The sequence below is a fragment of the Nonomuraea sp. NPDC051941 genome, assembly GCF_044593615.1.
The window spans coordinates 384028-398196 of the sequence record NZ_JBIUCF010000002.1 but is presented as its reverse complement, the minus strand read 5'-3'; the positions used below and the strand labels follow the sequence as shown (position 1 = coordinate 398196).

At 70.4% G+C, this 14169-nt stretch carries 15 protein-coding genes and 1 tRNA gene; 5 read left to right on the top strand and 11 right to left on the bottom strand.

Annotation, left to right across the window (positions count from 1 at the left end):
- Positions 1–11: 11 nt before the first annotated feature.
- The 4 genes from ACIHFD_RS05640 to ACIHFD_RS05625 form a co-directional block, all read right to left on the bottom strand.
- On the bottom strand, positions 12–653 hold the full coding sequence (locus ACIHFD_RS05640) for a GPP34 family phosphoprotein (protein WP_397365761.1): 642 nt from the start codon (positions 651–653) through the stop codon (positions 12–14).
- Entirely contained in the window at positions 622–888 is a 267-nt protein-coding gene (locus ACIHFD_RS05635) for a hypothetical protein (RefSeq protein WP_363982047.1), read from the bottom strand. Before ACIHFD_RS05635 ends, ACIHFD_RS05640 begins: the two co-directional genes overlap by 32 nt.
- Entirely contained in the window at positions 888–1826 is a 939-nt protein-coding gene (locus ACIHFD_RS05630) for an SPFH domain-containing protein (RefSeq protein WP_355199507.1), read from the bottom strand. The genes ACIHFD_RS05635 and ACIHFD_RS05630 overlap by 1 nt, the downstream gene beginning before the upstream one ends.
- Before the next feature lie 98 nt (positions 1827–1924).
- A complete protein-coding gene (locus ACIHFD_RS05625) occupies positions 1925–2746 on the bottom strand; it encodes a spermidine synthase (RefSeq protein WP_397365886.1) in 822 nt (273 codons plus the stop codon).
- Between the two features lie 71 nt (positions 2747–2817).
- Between ACIHFD_RS05625 and ACIHFD_RS05620 the strand changes: the two genes are divergently transcribed.
- The 5 genes from ACIHFD_RS05620 (at position 2818) to lat (ending at position 7396) form a co-directional block, all read left to right on the top strand.
- Complete coding sequence (locus ACIHFD_RS05620; protein WP_397365760.1) at positions 2818–4332, top strand: penicillin-binding transpeptidase domain-containing protein; 1515 nt, start codon at positions 2818–2820, stop codon at positions 4330–4332.
- Between the two features lie 121 nt (positions 4333–4453).
- Positions 4454–5101 (top strand): hemolysin III family protein, encoded by a 648-nt coding sequence (locus ACIHFD_RS05615; RefSeq protein ID WP_397365759.1) that lies wholly within the window; start codon positions 4454–4456, stop codon positions 5099–5101.
- On the top strand, positions 5101–5466 hold the full coding sequence (locus ACIHFD_RS05610) for a PPOX class F420-dependent oxidoreductase (protein WP_397365758.1): 366 nt from the start codon (positions 5101–5103) through the stop codon (positions 5464–5466). The genes ACIHFD_RS05615 and ACIHFD_RS05610 overlap by 1 nt, the downstream gene beginning before the upstream one ends.
- A gap of 46 nt (positions 5467–5512) precedes the next feature.
- Complete coding sequence (locus ACIHFD_RS05605; protein WP_397365757.1) at positions 5513–6055, top strand: HdeD family acid-resistance protein; 543 nt, start codon at positions 5513–5515, stop codon at positions 6053–6055.
- 66 nt (positions 6056–6121) lie between these two features.
- A complete protein-coding gene (lat, locus tag ACIHFD_RS05600; RefSeq protein ID WP_397365756.1) occupies positions 6122–7396 on the top strand; it encodes an L-lysine 6-transaminase in 1275 nt (424 codons plus the stop codon).
- Here the strand turns inward: lat and ACIHFD_RS05595 are convergent.
- The 7 genes from ACIHFD_RS05595 to ACIHFD_RS05565 form a co-directional block, all read right to left on the bottom strand.
- Positions 7386–8606: an NAD(P)/FAD-dependent oxidoreductase gene (locus ACIHFD_RS05595; protein ID WP_397365755.1), complete on the bottom strand. Its 1221-nt coding sequence runs from the start codon at positions 8604–8606 to the stop codon at positions 7386–7388. The genes lat and ACIHFD_RS05595 overlap by 11 nt on opposite strands.
- 108 nt (positions 8607–8714) lie before the next feature.
- A complete protein-coding gene (locus ACIHFD_RS05590; RefSeq protein WP_103963514.1) occupies positions 8715–8939 on the bottom strand; it encodes a helix-turn-helix transcriptional regulator in 225 nt (74 codons plus the stop codon).
- A gap of 158 nt (positions 8940–9097) precedes the next feature.
- Positions 9098–9173, bottom strand: a tRNA-His gene (locus ACIHFD_RS05585).
- Positions 9174–9240: 67 nt separating this feature from the next.
- A complete protein-coding gene (gene orn / locus ACIHFD_RS05580) occupies positions 9241–9834 on the bottom strand; it encodes an oligoribonuclease (RefSeq protein WP_397365754.1) in 594 nt (197 codons plus the stop codon).
- Positions 9835–9902: 68 nt separating this feature from the next.
- On the bottom strand, positions 9903–11021 hold the full coding sequence (locus tag ACIHFD_RS05575) for a DUF2510 domain-containing protein (RefSeq protein WP_397365753.1): 1119 nt from the start codon (positions 11019–11021) through the stop codon (positions 9903–9905).
- A 49-nt stretch (positions 11022–11070) separates the two neighbouring features.
- Complete coding sequence (locus tag ACIHFD_RS05570; RefSeq protein ID WP_397365752.1) at positions 11071–12405, bottom strand: hypothetical protein; 1335 nt, start codon at positions 12403–12405, stop codon at positions 11071–11073.
- A 21-nt stretch (positions 12406–12426) separates the two neighbouring features.
- Positions 12427–14079 carry a serine/threonine-protein kinase gene (locus tag ACIHFD_RS05565; protein ID WP_397365751.1) on the bottom strand — a complete coding sequence of 551 codons (1653 nt, stop codon included), beginning with the start codon at positions 14077–14079 and terminating at the stop codon, positions 12427–12429.
- Positions 14080–14169 lie beyond the last annotated feature (90 nt).

The following is a 14169-nucleotide window of genomic DNA, read 5'->3' as shown; positions in this document are numbered from 1 at the left end:
TAAATCGCCACTCAACCGGCGCTCTCGGCGGCCTGCAGGTTCTTCCGCAGCGCCGTGGTGATCGGCTCGATGGGCGCCGACAGCTGCTCCACCCTGTGCTGGTGGCGGCGCCACTCCCGGCCGGGCAGGACCGTCTTGAGCTGGGCCGCCGCGGCCAGCGCGGCCAGGACGCGGACATCCGGGCTCAGCCGGCTGACGGGCCGGCCGCCGTGGACCGCGCGGGCGACGCGCTCGACGAGCCTGCGCGAGAGGTGTGGCCTGCGTGGCGTGACCCGTTCGACCGGGAACAGCAGAACCCGGTGGCGCTCCACCCGGACCAGCCGGGCGGCCTCCAGCTCGTCGCGGACCAGCCGGTACGCCTGCACGTGGTCCTTGCGGATCCAGCTCGCCCACGACCGGGGCGGAGAGCCGGCGATCTGCTCCCAGACGGCCGCCTGCAGCCGGCCGGGGGCGGCGGGTGCGGTGACCGCCCGCGCCTTGCCCGACTCGTCCGCCAGGCTGCCGCTCGTCATGAGCTCGGCGAGCGCCGCCGCGCGCAGGAGGCAGCCCAGCTCGCGGCGGTTGGCCGGCCGTTCCTTGCGGAGGTCGAAGGCCAGCAGGAAAACCGACCTTGGCCAGGGCTCACCCTGCTGCGTCGTCGTCCGCGGTTCCATCCGCCGTCTCCCCTCCTTCCAGGGCTTCTTCCGTCTCCGGGGCCTTGCGCGGGCGCCCGCGGGGGCGCATGCGCCCCACGCTGTCGGGCAGGCGACCGGCCTCCGAGAGGGCCTTGCGCAGCAGGAACTCGATCTGCGAGTTCGTGCTGCGCAGGTCGTCGGCGGCCCACTTCGCCAGCGCGTCGTGGACCACCGGGTCGAGCCGCAGCAGGATCTTCTTCCGCTCCACGGCGATTACTGGTAGAGCGTGCCGGTGTTGACCACCGGCTGGGTGTCACGGTCGCCGACCAGCACCACGAGCAGGTTGCTGACCATGGCCGCCTTGCGCTCCTCGTCGAGCTCCACCACGTCGTGCTCGGCGAGCCTGGCCAGCGCCATCTCGACCATGCCGACCGCCCCCTCGACGATCCGCTGCCTGGCCGCCACCACCGCGCCCGCCTGCTGGCGGCGCAGCATGGCGTGGGCGATCTCGGGCGCGTACGCCAGGTGGATGATGCGCGACTCGATGACCTTCACCCCGGCCGAGGCCACCCTGGCGCCGATCTCCGCGGACAGCCGCTCGTTGATCTCGTCGGCGTTGTCCCGCAGCGACAGCCGCGGCTCGCCGTGCGCGTCGTACGGATAGCTGCCCGCGATGTGCCGCACGGCCGTCTCCGCCTGGATGGCGACGAACTCCACGAAGTCATCCACCTCGAACACCGCCTGCGCCGTGTCCTGCACCTGCCAGACCACCACGGTCGCGATCTGGATCGGGTTGCCGTCGGCGTCGTTGACCTTCGTCACCTCGGTCTCGTGGTTGCGGATCCTGGTGGACACCCGCCGCCGCAGGGTGAACGGGTTGACCCACTGGAAGCCCGGCGTCCGCAGGGTGCCGACGTACCGGCCGAGCAGCTGCACCACCCTGGCCTCGCCCGGCGCCACGGCGGTGAGCCCGCAGCACAGCGTCGCGCCCACGAGGACCACGAGGGGGGCCGCCACCACCAGCCACGCGCCGGACTGCCCGGCCCCGCCGGCGAGCATGATGATCCCCAGCGCGAGTAACGCTGCCCCGCCCAGGATCAGCACCACAGCCACCCCCAGCAGCACGAATCCGTTGGCCGCCCGGACGGGGTGCTCGCTGGTGTGCGGCGCCGGCATGTCCACGACGGTTCCTTCGAACGATGTGTCTGTCATCGCCCGTCCCCTTTTCTAGCTGACTTTGTCGGCTATCAAAGTGATATCACTTTTTGGGCGCACGGGGAAGAGGTCTCGACTCGGGAGGGTCGGGCCGGTCAGCCGAAGACGGCGGGCGGGGGGACGGGGGCGAGGACCGGGTCGCCGTCCTTGATGGGGGCGGCGCCGGCGATGAAGTTCGTCAGCGCCTCGCCGTGCACGCATCTCGCCTGCGTCAGCCCGCCCGCCGCGCGCCGCGTCAGGAGGTCCAGCGGCAGGCCCGTACGGGACGCGGCCACGATCAGGTTGCCGAAGCGGCGGCCCCGCATGATGCCCGGCTCCGCCAGCAGGGCCACGTGGCCGAACGTGCCGGTCACCGTGGCGAGCAGGCGCCTGGCGAAGGCCAGGCCCTTGCCGTCGGCCAGGTTGATCAGGAGGGTCCCGTCCGGGCGGAGGATCCTGGCGATGTCCCCCATGTACTCGGCCGTGGCCAGGTCGACGGGCATCGTCGCCCCCGTGAAGGCGTCCAGCACCACCAGGTCCGCCGAGTCGTCCCACACCTTGGCGGTGCCCTCGCGGCCCCCGGCCACGATGACCTTCAGGCGGGGCACCGAACGCAGGTCCAGCTGCTCGCGTACCAGATTGACGAGGAGGCCGTCCGGCTCGATGACGATGTGGCGGGAGCCGGGCCGGGTGGCGGCGACGTAGCGGGGGATGGTGCAGGCGCCGCCGCCCACGTGTACGCAGCTCAGCGGTCCTTCCGACAAAAGGTCGATCACATCCGCCATGAGTCGTACATACTCAAATTCCAGAAATGTCGGGTCTTGAAGATCAACATACGACTGAGGTACGCCATCTTTGGACAGCACCCAGCCGTCCTGCCGGTCCAGGTCACGGAGAAGCTCGACCTCGCCGAACGTCACCGGATACACGCCGGGCATCGGTTCCCGTTGTCCTCGTGCCACGCTGATCCCCTCCTGGGAGAAACCGTATGCGACGACGAAGGCTGATTGTGCTCGTTATCGCACTTGTCGCGGTAGTTGGGGCGGGTGCGTTCGCAGTCGCGGCGTCGAACCGGGTCAAGGGGAGCGCTTCCCAGACCGCCGCGGACTACTTCGACGCCTGGCGCAAGGGTGACGTGTCGCGCATGGCGCGCCTGGTGTACCAGCCGCCGGCCGACTTCGCCGTCCGGCATCACCGGCTGACGGAGGAGCTCCACATCGAGTCCATCCGGCTGACCCCGGGGCGGTTGAAGAGCACGGGGGAGGGGGCCGCCGAGGTGCCGTTCGCCGGGGTGCGGCAGCTCGCCGACCTCGGGGCGTGGCCGTTCGACAGCACGTTGCGGCTCGGCGTACGGGACCGGGCCTGGAAGGTGCTGTGGGCCCCCGAGACGCTGCACCCCCTGCTCAAGGACGGCGGCACGCTGGAGCTGGACGAGGTCGACGCGTCGGTGACCGAGCTGGTCACCAGCGAGGGCGAGCGGATCCCGAACGACAGCTACGCGGACGCCTATCTCAATCAGCTCAAACCCGAGTTCGGGTCGTCGTCCCGCGGCTGGGAGCTGGTGTCGAAGGCGCCGGGGCAGCCCGCCAGGCAGCTGCTGACCCGCCTGCCCAAGGCGGACGTCGAGCGCACCACGCTGTCGCGGCCCGTGCAGGCGGCGGCCGCCAGGGCGCTGGACGGGGTCGACGACTCCGCGATCGTCGTCATCCGGCCGAGCACCGGCGAGATCCTGGCGCTGGCCGACCGGCTCAAGAACAACTACAGCGCGGTCCGGGACGTCTTCCCCCCGGGGTCCGTCTTCAAGACGATCACGGCGGCGGCGCTGCTCGGGAGCGGGCTCGACCCGGCGGCGGAGGTCCGGTGCCCCGGCACGTACACCATCCCGTTCCACGCGCCCTTCAAGAACGACGGCGAGGTGGACCGCGGGCTCATCAGCTTCACCGACGCGTACGCGTACTCGTGCAACACGACGTTCGTCGAGCAGGCCACCACCAGGCTCACCGCGGACCGGCTGCGTGAGACGGCGGACGAGTGGGGGTTCAGCCGGCAGATCGCGACCGGCATCGGCGGCACCTGCGGGGCCATGCAGGAAACCGACGATCCCGACATGTTCGGCCTCGATGCGATCGGCCAGGGCCAGGTGGTCGCGACGCCGCTGTGCATGGCCGCGCTCGCCGCCGCCGTGCAGAGCGGCACCTGGCGCTCGCCCCGGCTGCTGTCGGACGCGGAGGTGCGCCGGATCGACGGCATCCCGCACAAGGACGTGCGGATGGACGAGGGGATCGTGGCCTCGCTCAGGGACATGATGGCCGCCGTGGTCGATCACGGCACGGCGAGCGACATGGGGCTGCCGGCGGGCGTGGCGGGTAAGACGGGGACGGCCGAGGTGCCGGACGAGGAACTGTCGCACGCGTGGTTCATCGGCTACCGGGAGGACCTGGCCTTCTGCGTCTTCGTACGGCACGGCGGCTCGGGCCGGCAGGCCGCCGTCCCCATCGCCGCACGTTTCTTCAACGGCCTCTGAGCTGCGAAAGGCCACCTCCGGCGGACGCCTCCGCCTTTTCCCTCAAAGGCCCCCAGCCCCTGACTGCGAACACCTTGGGGTCGGTGAGAAGGCGACCCTAACCTACGGTACCGTAGGTTTCATGACGACCATCACCGTCAAGCCCAGGCTGCGAGGCTGGTTGCACACCGGGGCGCTGCCCGTGACGCTGGTCGCGGGGTTCGTGCTCGTGGCGCTCGGCCCGACCTTGCAGGCGCGGGTGGCCTCCGCCGTCTACGCCATCACGTCCGGTCTGTTGTTCGGGATCTCGGCGACCTACCACCGGGGCACGATGGGGCCGCGGCTGGCGGAGTTCCTGCGCCGGTTCGACCATGTCAACATCTATTTGATCATTGCCGGCACGTACACGCCTTTCGCCCTGCTCGCGCTGGACGGGGTGGCGAGGATCGCGGTGCTCTCCGTGATCTGGGGCGGCGCGCTGGCCGGGGTGCTGTTCCGGGTGTTCTGGATGGGTGCGCCGCGCTGGCTCTACACCGTCCTCTACCTGGCGCTGGGCTGGACCGCGATCTTCGTGATGCCGCAGTTGCTGGCGGGCGCGGGCGTGGCCGCCGTCGTGCTGGTGGCCGTCGGGGGCGTCTTCTACTCGGCCGGGGCCGTCGTGTACGGCCTGCGCCGCCCGGACCCGTCGCCCCGCTGGTTCGGCTTCCACGAGGTGTTCCACGCCTTCACCCTGGCGGCGTACCTGGTCCAGTACATCGCGGTGTCGATTGTGGTTTATTCGCACGTGTGATGAACCTTGGGGCAGAGCAGTACATCTCGGTGACCACGTACCGGAGGGACGGCACCCCCGTCGCGACCCCGGTGTGGGCCGTGCAGGACGGTGACGCGGTGGTCTTCTGGACCGTCGCCGACTCCGGCAAGATCAAGCGGATCCGGAACAACCCCGAGGTCAGCGTGGCCGGGTGCGACGTGCGGGGGAAGGTGAAGACCGAGCCGGTCAAGGGCCGGGCCGTGGTGCTGGACGCGGCGGAGACCGAGCGGGTGCGCGGGCTGCTGCGGCGCAAGTACGGCCTCCTGGGGCGGATCACGCTGCTCGGCAGCAGGCTCCGCAGGGGGAACACCGGCACCGTTGGAGTGCGGATCACCGACATTTGACCCCACACTGGTCTGATTTCCGGCATTACCTGGAAATCAGATCAGTATGGGAGATATCACACGGTCGTGGTGGCTTCTACTCATACGCGGCCTCGCCTCGCTGATCTTCGGCATCCTGGCGCTCATCTGGCCGGCGATCACGCTGCTCGTGCTCGTGATCTTCTTCGGTGCGTACGCGCTGGTCGGCGGTGTGGCTGAGCTGTTCGCCGGGTTCCGGCACGGGGCCGAGTCGCGAGTTTGGCTGATCATCTCGGGAATTATCGGGATATTGGCCGGTATCGCGACATTTATCTGGCCGGGCATCACGTCACTGGCTCTGCTCTACGTCGTGGCCTTCTGGGCCATCTTCGCGGGCGTTTCGGAGATCATCGCCGGCATCAAACTCCGCAAGTCCATCGACAACGAATGGATGCTCATCGTCGGCGGCATCCTGTCGCTGATCTTCGGCATCCTGCTGCTCATCTGGCCGGCTGCGGGACTGCTCAGCCTCGTCTGGCTGGTCGGCATCTTCGCGATCCTGCACGGCATCGCCATGATCGCCCTGTCGTTCCGCGTGAAGAACTTCACTCACGGGGTAGGTATGCCGTAAATTTTGCGTAGATGCCCGCGTTCCTCAAGAGGAACATCCGGTCAGACCGACGCACGTGGAGTCGCCATGGACGTACACGCCCGCCTCGCCCGCCACCTGCTCGTCGACGGATACCGGCTCGTGCTCGATCTCGAGCTCAGCCGCGGCTCCTGGCTCGTCGACGCCCGAAACGGCCGCCGCTACCTCGACTTCTACACGTTCTTCGCCTCGGCCCCGCTCGGGGTGAACCCGCCCTTCGACCCCGACTTCGCTCTCCTGCTGGGCCAGGTCGCCCGGAACAAACCGGCGAACCCCGACATCTACACCGAGCATCTGGCGGACTTCGTCGACACCTTCGTCCGCGTGCTGGGCGACCCCGACCTGCCGCACCTGTTCTTCGTCGAGGGCGGCGCCCTGGCCGTCGAGAACGCGCTCAAGACCGCCTTCGACTGGAAGAGCCGCCGCAACGAGGCCGCCGGACGCTCGCGTGACCTGGGCACCAAGGTCCTGCACCTGGCCAAGGCCTTCCACGGCCGCAGCGGCTACACCCTGAGCCTCACCAACACCGAGCCGGGCAAGACCGACCGCTTCCCCAAGTTCGACTGGCCGCGGATCGACGTGCCCGCCATTCACTTCGGAGACGTGGAGGCCGCCGAGGAGCGCGCGCTGGCCCAGGCCCGTGAGGCGTTCGAGCGGAATCCGCATGACATCGCCTGCTTCATCGCCGAGCCCATCCAGGGCGAGGGCGGCGACAACCACATGCGGCCCGAGTTCCTGCAGGCCATGCAGCACATGTGCCATGAGTACGACGCCCTGTTCATCCTTGACGAGGTTCAGACGGGCGGCGGGACGACCGGGACGCCGTGGGCGTACCAGCAGCTGGGTCTCGCTCCGGACGTGGTGGCCTTCGCGAAGAAGGTGCAGGTGGGCGGGATCATGGCGGGCCGCCGGGTGGACCTGGTGCCGGACAACGTGTTCCGGCAGAGCGGGCGGATCAACTCGACCTGGGGCGGCGGCCTGGTGGACATGGTGCGCAGCCGGGGCATCCTGGAGATCGTCGAACGCGACGGCCTGATCACCCGCGCCGGCGCCCTCGGCAACGTGCTGCTCGAAAGCCTCACCAAGCTGGAGGCCGAGCGCCCCGAGTCGATCTCGAACGTCCGCGGCCGGGGCCTGATGTGCGCGTTCGACCTGCCCGACCAGGCCGAGCGCGACGCGCTGGTGACCCGCCTCAGGGAGGAGCACGGGGTGCTGGTGCTGCCCTGCGGGTCTCGTTCGATCCGCCTGAGGCCCGCGCTGAACATCCCGGAGGCCGACGTCGACCACGGCCTCCGGGCCCTGTCGGCGGCCCTTACTGCGTGACGCTGGTGGCCGCGCGGCGCGGCCCGAAGTAGCGCCAGAAGAAGTTCAGCAGAACGCTCATGCGGTTGCGCCCGCCCAGCAGGTACGCCACGTGGATGAAGATCCACGCCAGCCAGGCGGGCAGCCCGTACATGATCAGCCCGTTGGACAGCTGCAACACGGCCTCCGCCTTGCCGACGGTGGCCATGATGCCCGGATCGTGATACTTGAACGCCGCCGGTGACCGCCCCCGGTGCACCGCGACGATCTGCCGCCCCACGTGCTCGCCCATCTGGATCGCCGGCTGGGCGAGCTGGGGGAGCAGGTCGGGCGGCCCCGCCAGGTCGCCCGCCACGAAGATCTCGGGATGGTCCGGTACGTTCAGCGCCTGCGTGACCGTGATCCGCCCGCCCTTGCCCTGCGGCAGGCCCCAGTCGCCCGCCTGCTTGGGCGCGGTGACGCCGAGCGCCCACACGGTGACGTCGGACGGCAGCCGCGTGCCGTCGGACAGCACAACGGCGTCCGGCTCGACGGACGCCACCGTGGCGCCCAGCCGCAGGTTCACCCCTCGCTTGCGCAGCGCGGCCGCCGCCCTGTCGCGCAGCCGCGGCTTGTACGGCGCCAGCACGTAGTCGAACCGCTCCACCAGCGTCACGCTGGTCTGCTCCGGCTTGATCTCGGGATGCGTCAGCGGCAGCGTGCGCCGCCGCAGCTCGGCCAGCGTGCCCGCCATCTCGACCCCGGTCGCGCCCGCGCCGACCACCACGACGTGCACGCTCTCGCGCCGGCCCGCCGCGGTGTCCTCCAGGTAGTGCTGGAACCGGCGGCGCAGCACCGCCGCGTCGCCGAGCGAGTAGATGGGCAGCGCGTTCTCCTGCGCGCCCTCTATGCCGAGCCAGTTGGTGGTGACGCCGGTGCCCAGCACGAGGTAGTCATACTCGATCCCGCTGCCGTCGTCGAGCTCCACCCGCCGCTCGCCCGGCAGGATCTTGCTCAGCGCGGCCCGGCGCGCCCGCACGTTGGGCCACCTGGCGGCGAACGTGCGGATCGGGTACGCCACGTCCGCGCTGCCCATGCTGGCGGTGGCCACCTGGTAGAGGAGGGGTTGGAAAGTCGCGTACGGGTTGCGGTCGATGAGCGTCACCAGTGCTCCGGCCTTGGCCAACTCCTTGGTGGCGGCCAGCCCGGCGAATCCGCCGCCCACCACCACGACTCGCGGTCTCTGAACCATGCCATGGGGTCTGCCCCTGAATGTGCTCACGGAACCGGCGGCTCAGGCCTGTGGGCGGCCCGCCGGATCGGGAAGCGGGTCGCTCGTGACGGGGTGGAGCAGAGCGGGCTACTCCTGGCGGGACCGCCACAGGCCGATGGCGGTGACCCGGGAGTCCACCCCTAGCTTGGCGTAGATGCGATTGACGTGGTTCTTGACCGTCTTCTCGCTGAGGAACAGCCGTTGAGCGATCTGCCCGTTGGACTGACCGGTGGCGATCAGATCCATGACCTCGGCTTCACGCTTGCTCAGGGACGTGAACACGCTATCGAACGCTGCGTCGTCGACTCTCATCCGGCCTCCGGGTGGCGCGCAGACGGTCAGATCGCCGATGGCCCCCGTGCTTCCGGCGTTAGCGGTAGACAGCGAGCATAACTCGCAATGTCATGATTTGGGGCCGTTGTTGGGAGAAAACGACAACGGCCGGCCCCGAAGGACCGGCCGTGCCTCATTGGGGTGAGTGAAGGGACTTGAACCCTCGACATCCAGGACCACAACCTGGCGCTCTGCCAACTGAGCTACACCCACCATGGCCACCGCTGTGTGGTGGCACAGGAAAAGTGTAGCGGGGTTCGGGAGTCTTTACGCCACTCCTTTAGCCGCTGACACGCTCAGCCAGGGATCTCGCGGTTGCCGAATCGGGCCCCGGCTGGGCGACGAAGATCGCCGCGCGGTAGTAGCGAAGCTCCCTGATGCTCTCCGTGATGTCCGCCAGAGCCCGGTGTCCGCCCTGCTTCTCGGGTGCCGCGAAGTAGACGCGGGGGTACCAGCGGCGCACCAGCTCCTTGATCGACGAGACGTCGACCATCCGGTAGTGCAGATAGCCATCGACCCCGGGCATGTCGCGCGCGATGAACGTGCGGTCGGTGCCGATCGAGTTGCCGCACAGCGGCGCCTTCTTCGGCTCGGGGATGTGCCGCCGGATGTAGTCGAGCACGACCGACTCGGCCTCCGCCAGCGTCACACCGCCCGCCAGCTCGGGCAGGAGCCCCGAGGCGGTGTGCATCTCGCGTACGACCTGCGACATCTGCTCCAGCGACTCCGGCGGCGGCTTGATGACCACGTCGACGCCCTCGTCGAGCTGATTGAGCTCGCTGTCGGTGATGACGCACGCCACCTCGATCAGCGCGTCGCGACCCAGGTCGAGCCCGGTCATCTCGCAGTCGATCCAGACCAGCAAGTCACTCATTCGATCTCCTCGCCCAGCGGCTCGGAGCAATCCGCCCGCTTGTTACCCCACCAGCCTAGTGCCACTGATTAGGCGGGCTTGAGCGAGCCGAGAACCTTGGCCAGCACGTCGGTGCCGAGATTGTCGGGAATGGAGGCGTACATGATGGCCGGACGCTGCCCGTCGCCACGGTCCATGAGCACGATCGCGCCGTTCTCCTTCTTCCATTTGTAGCCCTTCTCCTCCGAGACCTTGGAGAAGTCGAGCTGGAACTGCAGCACCCAGGCGTCCTTGTCGCCGATCTTCATCGCCTTGTCCTCCACCACCTTGGTCTCGTGAGCGAGCTGGTAGAACTTGGTGGAGAAGTCGACGAAGACCGCCTTGGCCGTGTCGCCCATGCCGGAGGCGCCGGAATAGGGATAGAGCTCGTTGAGCACGCCCGTGTAGATGTTGCCGATCCAGTCGCCCTCGCCGTCGTACTTCGCCTGCGAGACGGCCTGCACCCCGCCCGACCACAGCTGCTGGGTCGGGGTCGGGTTGGAGCCGTTGATCTCGGCGGACTTGGGCACCGTCCAGCTGTCGGGCACCTGGAAGGACAGGCCGGCCCGCGGGTCGGTGATGCGGCCGCCGACCGGCTGGGGCAGCTCGGTGACGCCCTGGGAGGGCGGCTCGTTGGACGGGGGCTCCTGGCTCGGCGGGTCCTCCTGCTCGAACGTGTCGGCCGGTGTCGGCAGCGACGCCGTCGGGCTGGTGCTCCGGTTGACGAAGAAGATGCCGGCCACCACGATCAGCGCGACCACCACCAGGGCCGCCAGCCCCCCGAACACCCAGGGCAGCGGGTTGGACTGCTTGGGCGGCGGGCCGTAGTTCACGCCGGGCAGGGGCGGGCCGCCCCACTGGGTGGGCGCCGTCGGCTGGCCGTAGCTTCCCTGCCCGTACGTCGGCTGGCCGAACTGGAGCGTGGGGTTCGCGGGCGTCGCCGACCAGTCGGGGCTCGACTGCGGCTGCGGCTGCGGCTGTGACTGGGGTTGGGGCTGGGGCTGCGACGGGGGCTGCGGCTGCGGCCCGGAGGGCTGCTGCGGGGGTCCGCCCGGCCCGGGCTGCTGCTGCGCATGGAGGGCGTCGGTCCACTGGGTGCCGTCCCACCAGCGGAGCTGGGGCTCTCCGTACGGGTCCGGGTACCAGCCCGCGGGGGTCTGCGTGGTCATGTTCGCCAGATTAGTAAGAACCTCCTTGATATGCATTGTCGCGAGGGCATCAGCACTTGTACGTGAAGCTGGCCTTGTCGCTGCGGACCGGGCCGGGCGTCAGGATCCGCAGCGTGGCGGTGGCCTTGACGTTGCTCCTGCCCTGGAGCGTCCACCGGAGCGGCACCTCGTACGTCGTCTGGTCCGCCTTCGTGCGCAGCGTCCCCTTGACGACCTCCTTGTCCAGGTTCTTGCGCCACTCGTAGGTGATCTCGCCAGGCGCCCCGTTGGTGACGACCGTCCCGGTGATCAGGACGGCCTTGTCGCAGCCCTGGGTCTTCTTCGGCGCCACCACGTCGATCGACTCGACCGCCAGCTCCGGCGTCTTCCCCACGTAGAACCAGGCCAGGACCGCCCCCGCCATGATCACCGCGAAGAGGGCCGCGGAGGTCATCGTGCGCCGCCGCCGCGCCCGCGAGGCCTTGGCGAGCCTGACGCCGGGACGGTGCTCGGTGGCGGCCTGGTCGCGCCCGGCCCGCCAGATCCGCTCGGCCGTCGTCTCCGGCCGCTGCTCCTGCGTGCCGATCCCCGGCCCGAACTGCACCGGCCCCGACGACCGGCCCGGGACGTGCAGCAGCGTGACGATGTCGCCCTCGTCCCTGGGCGGCAGGACGGGCGGCGGCGCGTACGCCCGCGCCTGGGCGAACGCCGACCTCCCGCGGGCGGCCTGCGCCAGCTCCTCCCGGCCGGTGGCCTGGCCGGCAAGCAGGTCGCGGGCGGCGGCCAGGCCCAGGGTCCCGGCCGTGGCCGCGGCGCGTTCGAACAGCTCGGCCTCCTGCCGGCCCTGCCCGAACGAGGCGGCCAGCCCGCGCGCCAGCGACGCCCACCCGGCCGCGTCCCGCTCGCGAGGCGCGACCCGGCCGCGGATGGCGTCGGACAACCCGCGCTCGGACAGCAGAGGGGCGCCCTCCGCCGTGATCACCACGGTGCCAGGGTGCACGGACCCGTGCGTGACCCCGGCCGCGTGCAGCGCGATCAGGGTCTGGGCGGTCTCCACGAGTACGGACGCCGCACCCGCCGGGCCGATCGGCCCGGCGGCGAGCAGATCGGACAGAGTGGGGCTGACCGCCTGCGCGGTGAGCAGCCACACCTGGTCGCCCGCCGCCACCACGTCGGCCACCGGGATCAGCCCGGTCAGCCCACCCAGCACCAGCCGCTGGTCGGTCATGACCGCGTGCACCACCCGGTCGCGCACGCCGGGCAGGGCGATGATCTTCGGGTCGAACAGCAGCGCCCCCGCCCTGCGGCCATCGGGTGAGATCGCGTCGATCCAGTTGCCGAGCTCGGTCATCCAGGTGTGTTCAGTGAGCCGGAAACCGGCGATCCCGTGTCCAGGGTTGTTCATCCGCCGTCCCCCCGGCGCGTCTCAGCGCTTCCTTCTGTGGCGTCCCGCCATACGGCGTCTCACCGCAAGTGTGACCGGAACCGCGCCGGACGTCATCAGGCCGAAGGCGATCAGCGCGGCCTGCGCGTCACTCCCGCGATCGATCCGAGGCTGTTCCGGCGACGGCTCCCCTTCGCCTCCGCTTCCGCCCTCGCCGCCGTCGCCGGGAGGCGAGCTGGGCGTCGGGGCGGGCCGGGTCGGCCGGGTCGGCGGGGTCGTGGTGGCTGGAGGAGGCGTCGGGGTGGGCGCGGCCGTGGTCGGCGGGATGTCGCCCTCGGGGTCGTGGGGCGTGCCGGTGATCCGGGACTGCTCCGGAGACGGGGTCGGGGTCGGGGTCGGCTTCTTGATCTTGGGAGGTGTCTTGACGGGGGTGGCGACGGCCTTGGGCGTGGGCTTGCGCGTCGGCCGCCGCGTGGGGCGCGTGGTGGCGGTCGGCTGTACGGGCGGCGGCGCGGCGCTCTGCGTAGGCGTCGCCTCCGGGGTGGTCGCCTCGGCCGAAGGAGTGGGCGTCGGCTCCTCGTCGGTCTCCACGGGCTCCGGCGTCGCGGGCACGGCCGTGGTCGGGGAGACCGTACTGGTCTGCGCCCGCAGCACCGGCGTGTCCGACGAGGCGTTGGCGATGACCACGACCACGGCCACCAGCACGCCGACGGCGGTCGCGCCGATGGCGATCTTCACGGGCAGCTTGCCGAGGACGCGCGACGGGTCGCGGAATCGGGTCTCGGCCAGCGAGGTCTGCGTCTGGGCGGGCTCGTCGAGGGCGGTCGGGAAGAGCAGGACCAGCAGGCCGGCGAGCGCGGCCAGGCGGCGGCGTCCGCGCTCCTCCCAGTCGGGCCCGTACCCCTCGGCCGCGACCGCCTCCAGCTCGCTCAGGAACGCCTCCGCGGACGGTGGCCGCTGGGCCGGGTCCTTGGCCAGGCCGCGTTCGACGAGGCTCTGCAGCGGCGCGGGCACCTCGTCCACCGGAGGGGGCGAGCTCTGGTGCTGGCGGGCCAGGGCGGCGACGTTGGGGGCCCGGAAGGGCCTGGTGCCGGTCAGGCACTCGAAGAACACGACGGTCGCCGCGTACACGTCGGTCGGGGGCCCGGAAGGGCCGCCCGCCCACTGCTCGGGCGCCATGTACGGCGGCGTGCCCGCGGCGCTCGCGCCCTCGCCCGCCTTGACCGCGATGCCGAAGTCCACGAGCTTGCTGGTGCCGTCGCCCTGGACCATGACGTTCTCGGGCTTGAAGTCGCGGTGGACGACGCCGAGCGCGTGCGCCGAGGCCAGACCCTGGAGCGAGCCCTTGAGGACGGTCAGCGCCGCCTCAGGGCCGGTCGGGCCCTCGGACCTGAGGATCTCGCGCAGCGACACCCCGCTGATCAGCTCCATGACGATCGCCGCGCCCCGGCCGGACTCGACGTAGTCGATCAGCCGGGCGTGGTACTGGCTCTGGAGCGTGCCGAGCAGCCGGGCCTCGTGCCGGAAGCGCGCGACGAACCCCACGTCGTTCTTCAGTTCGTCGCTGAGGTACTTGATCGCGACCTCGACGCCGTCGAGGTCGCGCCTGGCCAGGACCACACGCCCGGACGCACCCGAGCCCAGCTCGCGGATCTCGGTGTAGCCGGGGACCCCCCACTGGCCTTCACCGTGCATAACGGTCTCCTCTGGAGTCTGCCGGGCCCCCACCCTCATCAAACGGCCGTAGCTTAACCAGAGGGAACCGCTTTCCCGCTACCGATATCC

What these genes read in the sequence shown, in the direction of transcription:
- ACIHFD_RS05640 (WP_397365761.1), bottom strand. Translation starts at nt 653, where the DNA reads ATGGAACCGCGGACGACGACGCAGCAGGGTGAGCCCTGGCCAAGGTCG.
- ACIHFD_RS05630 (WP_355199507.1), bottom strand. Translation starts at nt 1,826, where the DNA reads ATGACAGACACATCGTTCGAAGGAACCGTCGTGGACATGCCGGCGCCG.
- ACIHFD_RS05625 (WP_397365886.1), bottom strand. Translation starts at nt 2,746, where the DNA reads ATGCCCGGCGTGTATCCGGTGACGTTCGGCGAGGTCGAGCTTCTCCGT.
- ACIHFD_RS05615 (WP_397365759.1), top strand. Translation starts at nt 4,454, where the DNA reads ATGACGACCATCACCGTCAAGCCCAGGCTGCGAGGCTGGTTGCACACC.
- ACIHFD_RS05610 (WP_397365758.1), top strand. Translation starts at nt 5,101, where the DNA reads ATGAACCTTGGGGCAGAGCAGTACATCTCGGTGACCACGTACCGGAGG.
- ACIHFD_RS05605 (WP_397365757.1), top strand. Translation starts at nt 5,513, where the DNA reads ATGGGAGATATCACACGGTCGTGGTGGCTTCTACTCATACGCGGCCTC.
- lat (WP_397365756.1), top strand. Translation starts at nt 6,122, where the DNA reads ATGGACGTACACGCCCGCCTCGCCCGCCACCTGCTCGTCGACGGATAC.
- ACIHFD_RS05595 (WP_397365755.1), bottom strand. Translation starts at nt 8,606, where the DNA reads ATGGTTCAGAGACCGCGAGTCGTGGTGGTGGGCGGCGGATTCGCCGGG.
- ACIHFD_RS05590 (WP_103963514.1), bottom strand. Translation starts at nt 8,939, where the DNA reads ATGAGAGTCGACGACGCAGCGTTCGATAGCGTGTTCACGTCCCTGAGC.
- orn (WP_397365754.1), bottom strand. Translation starts at nt 9,834, where the DNA reads ATGAGTGACTTGCTGGTCTGGATCGACTGCGAGATGACCGGGCTCGAC.
- ACIHFD_RS05575 (WP_397365753.1), bottom strand. Translation starts at nt 11,021, where the DNA reads ATGACCACGCAGACCCCCGCGGGCTGGTACCCGGACCCGTACGGAGAG.
- ACIHFD_RS05570 (WP_397365752.1), bottom strand. Translation starts at nt 12,405, where the DNA reads ATGAACAACCCTGGACACGGGATCGCCGGTTTCCGGCTCACTGAACAC.
- ACIHFD_RS05565 (WP_397365751.1), bottom strand. Translation starts at nt 14,079, where the DNA reads ATGCACGGTGAAGGCCAGTGGGGGGTCCCCGGCTACACCGAGATCCGC.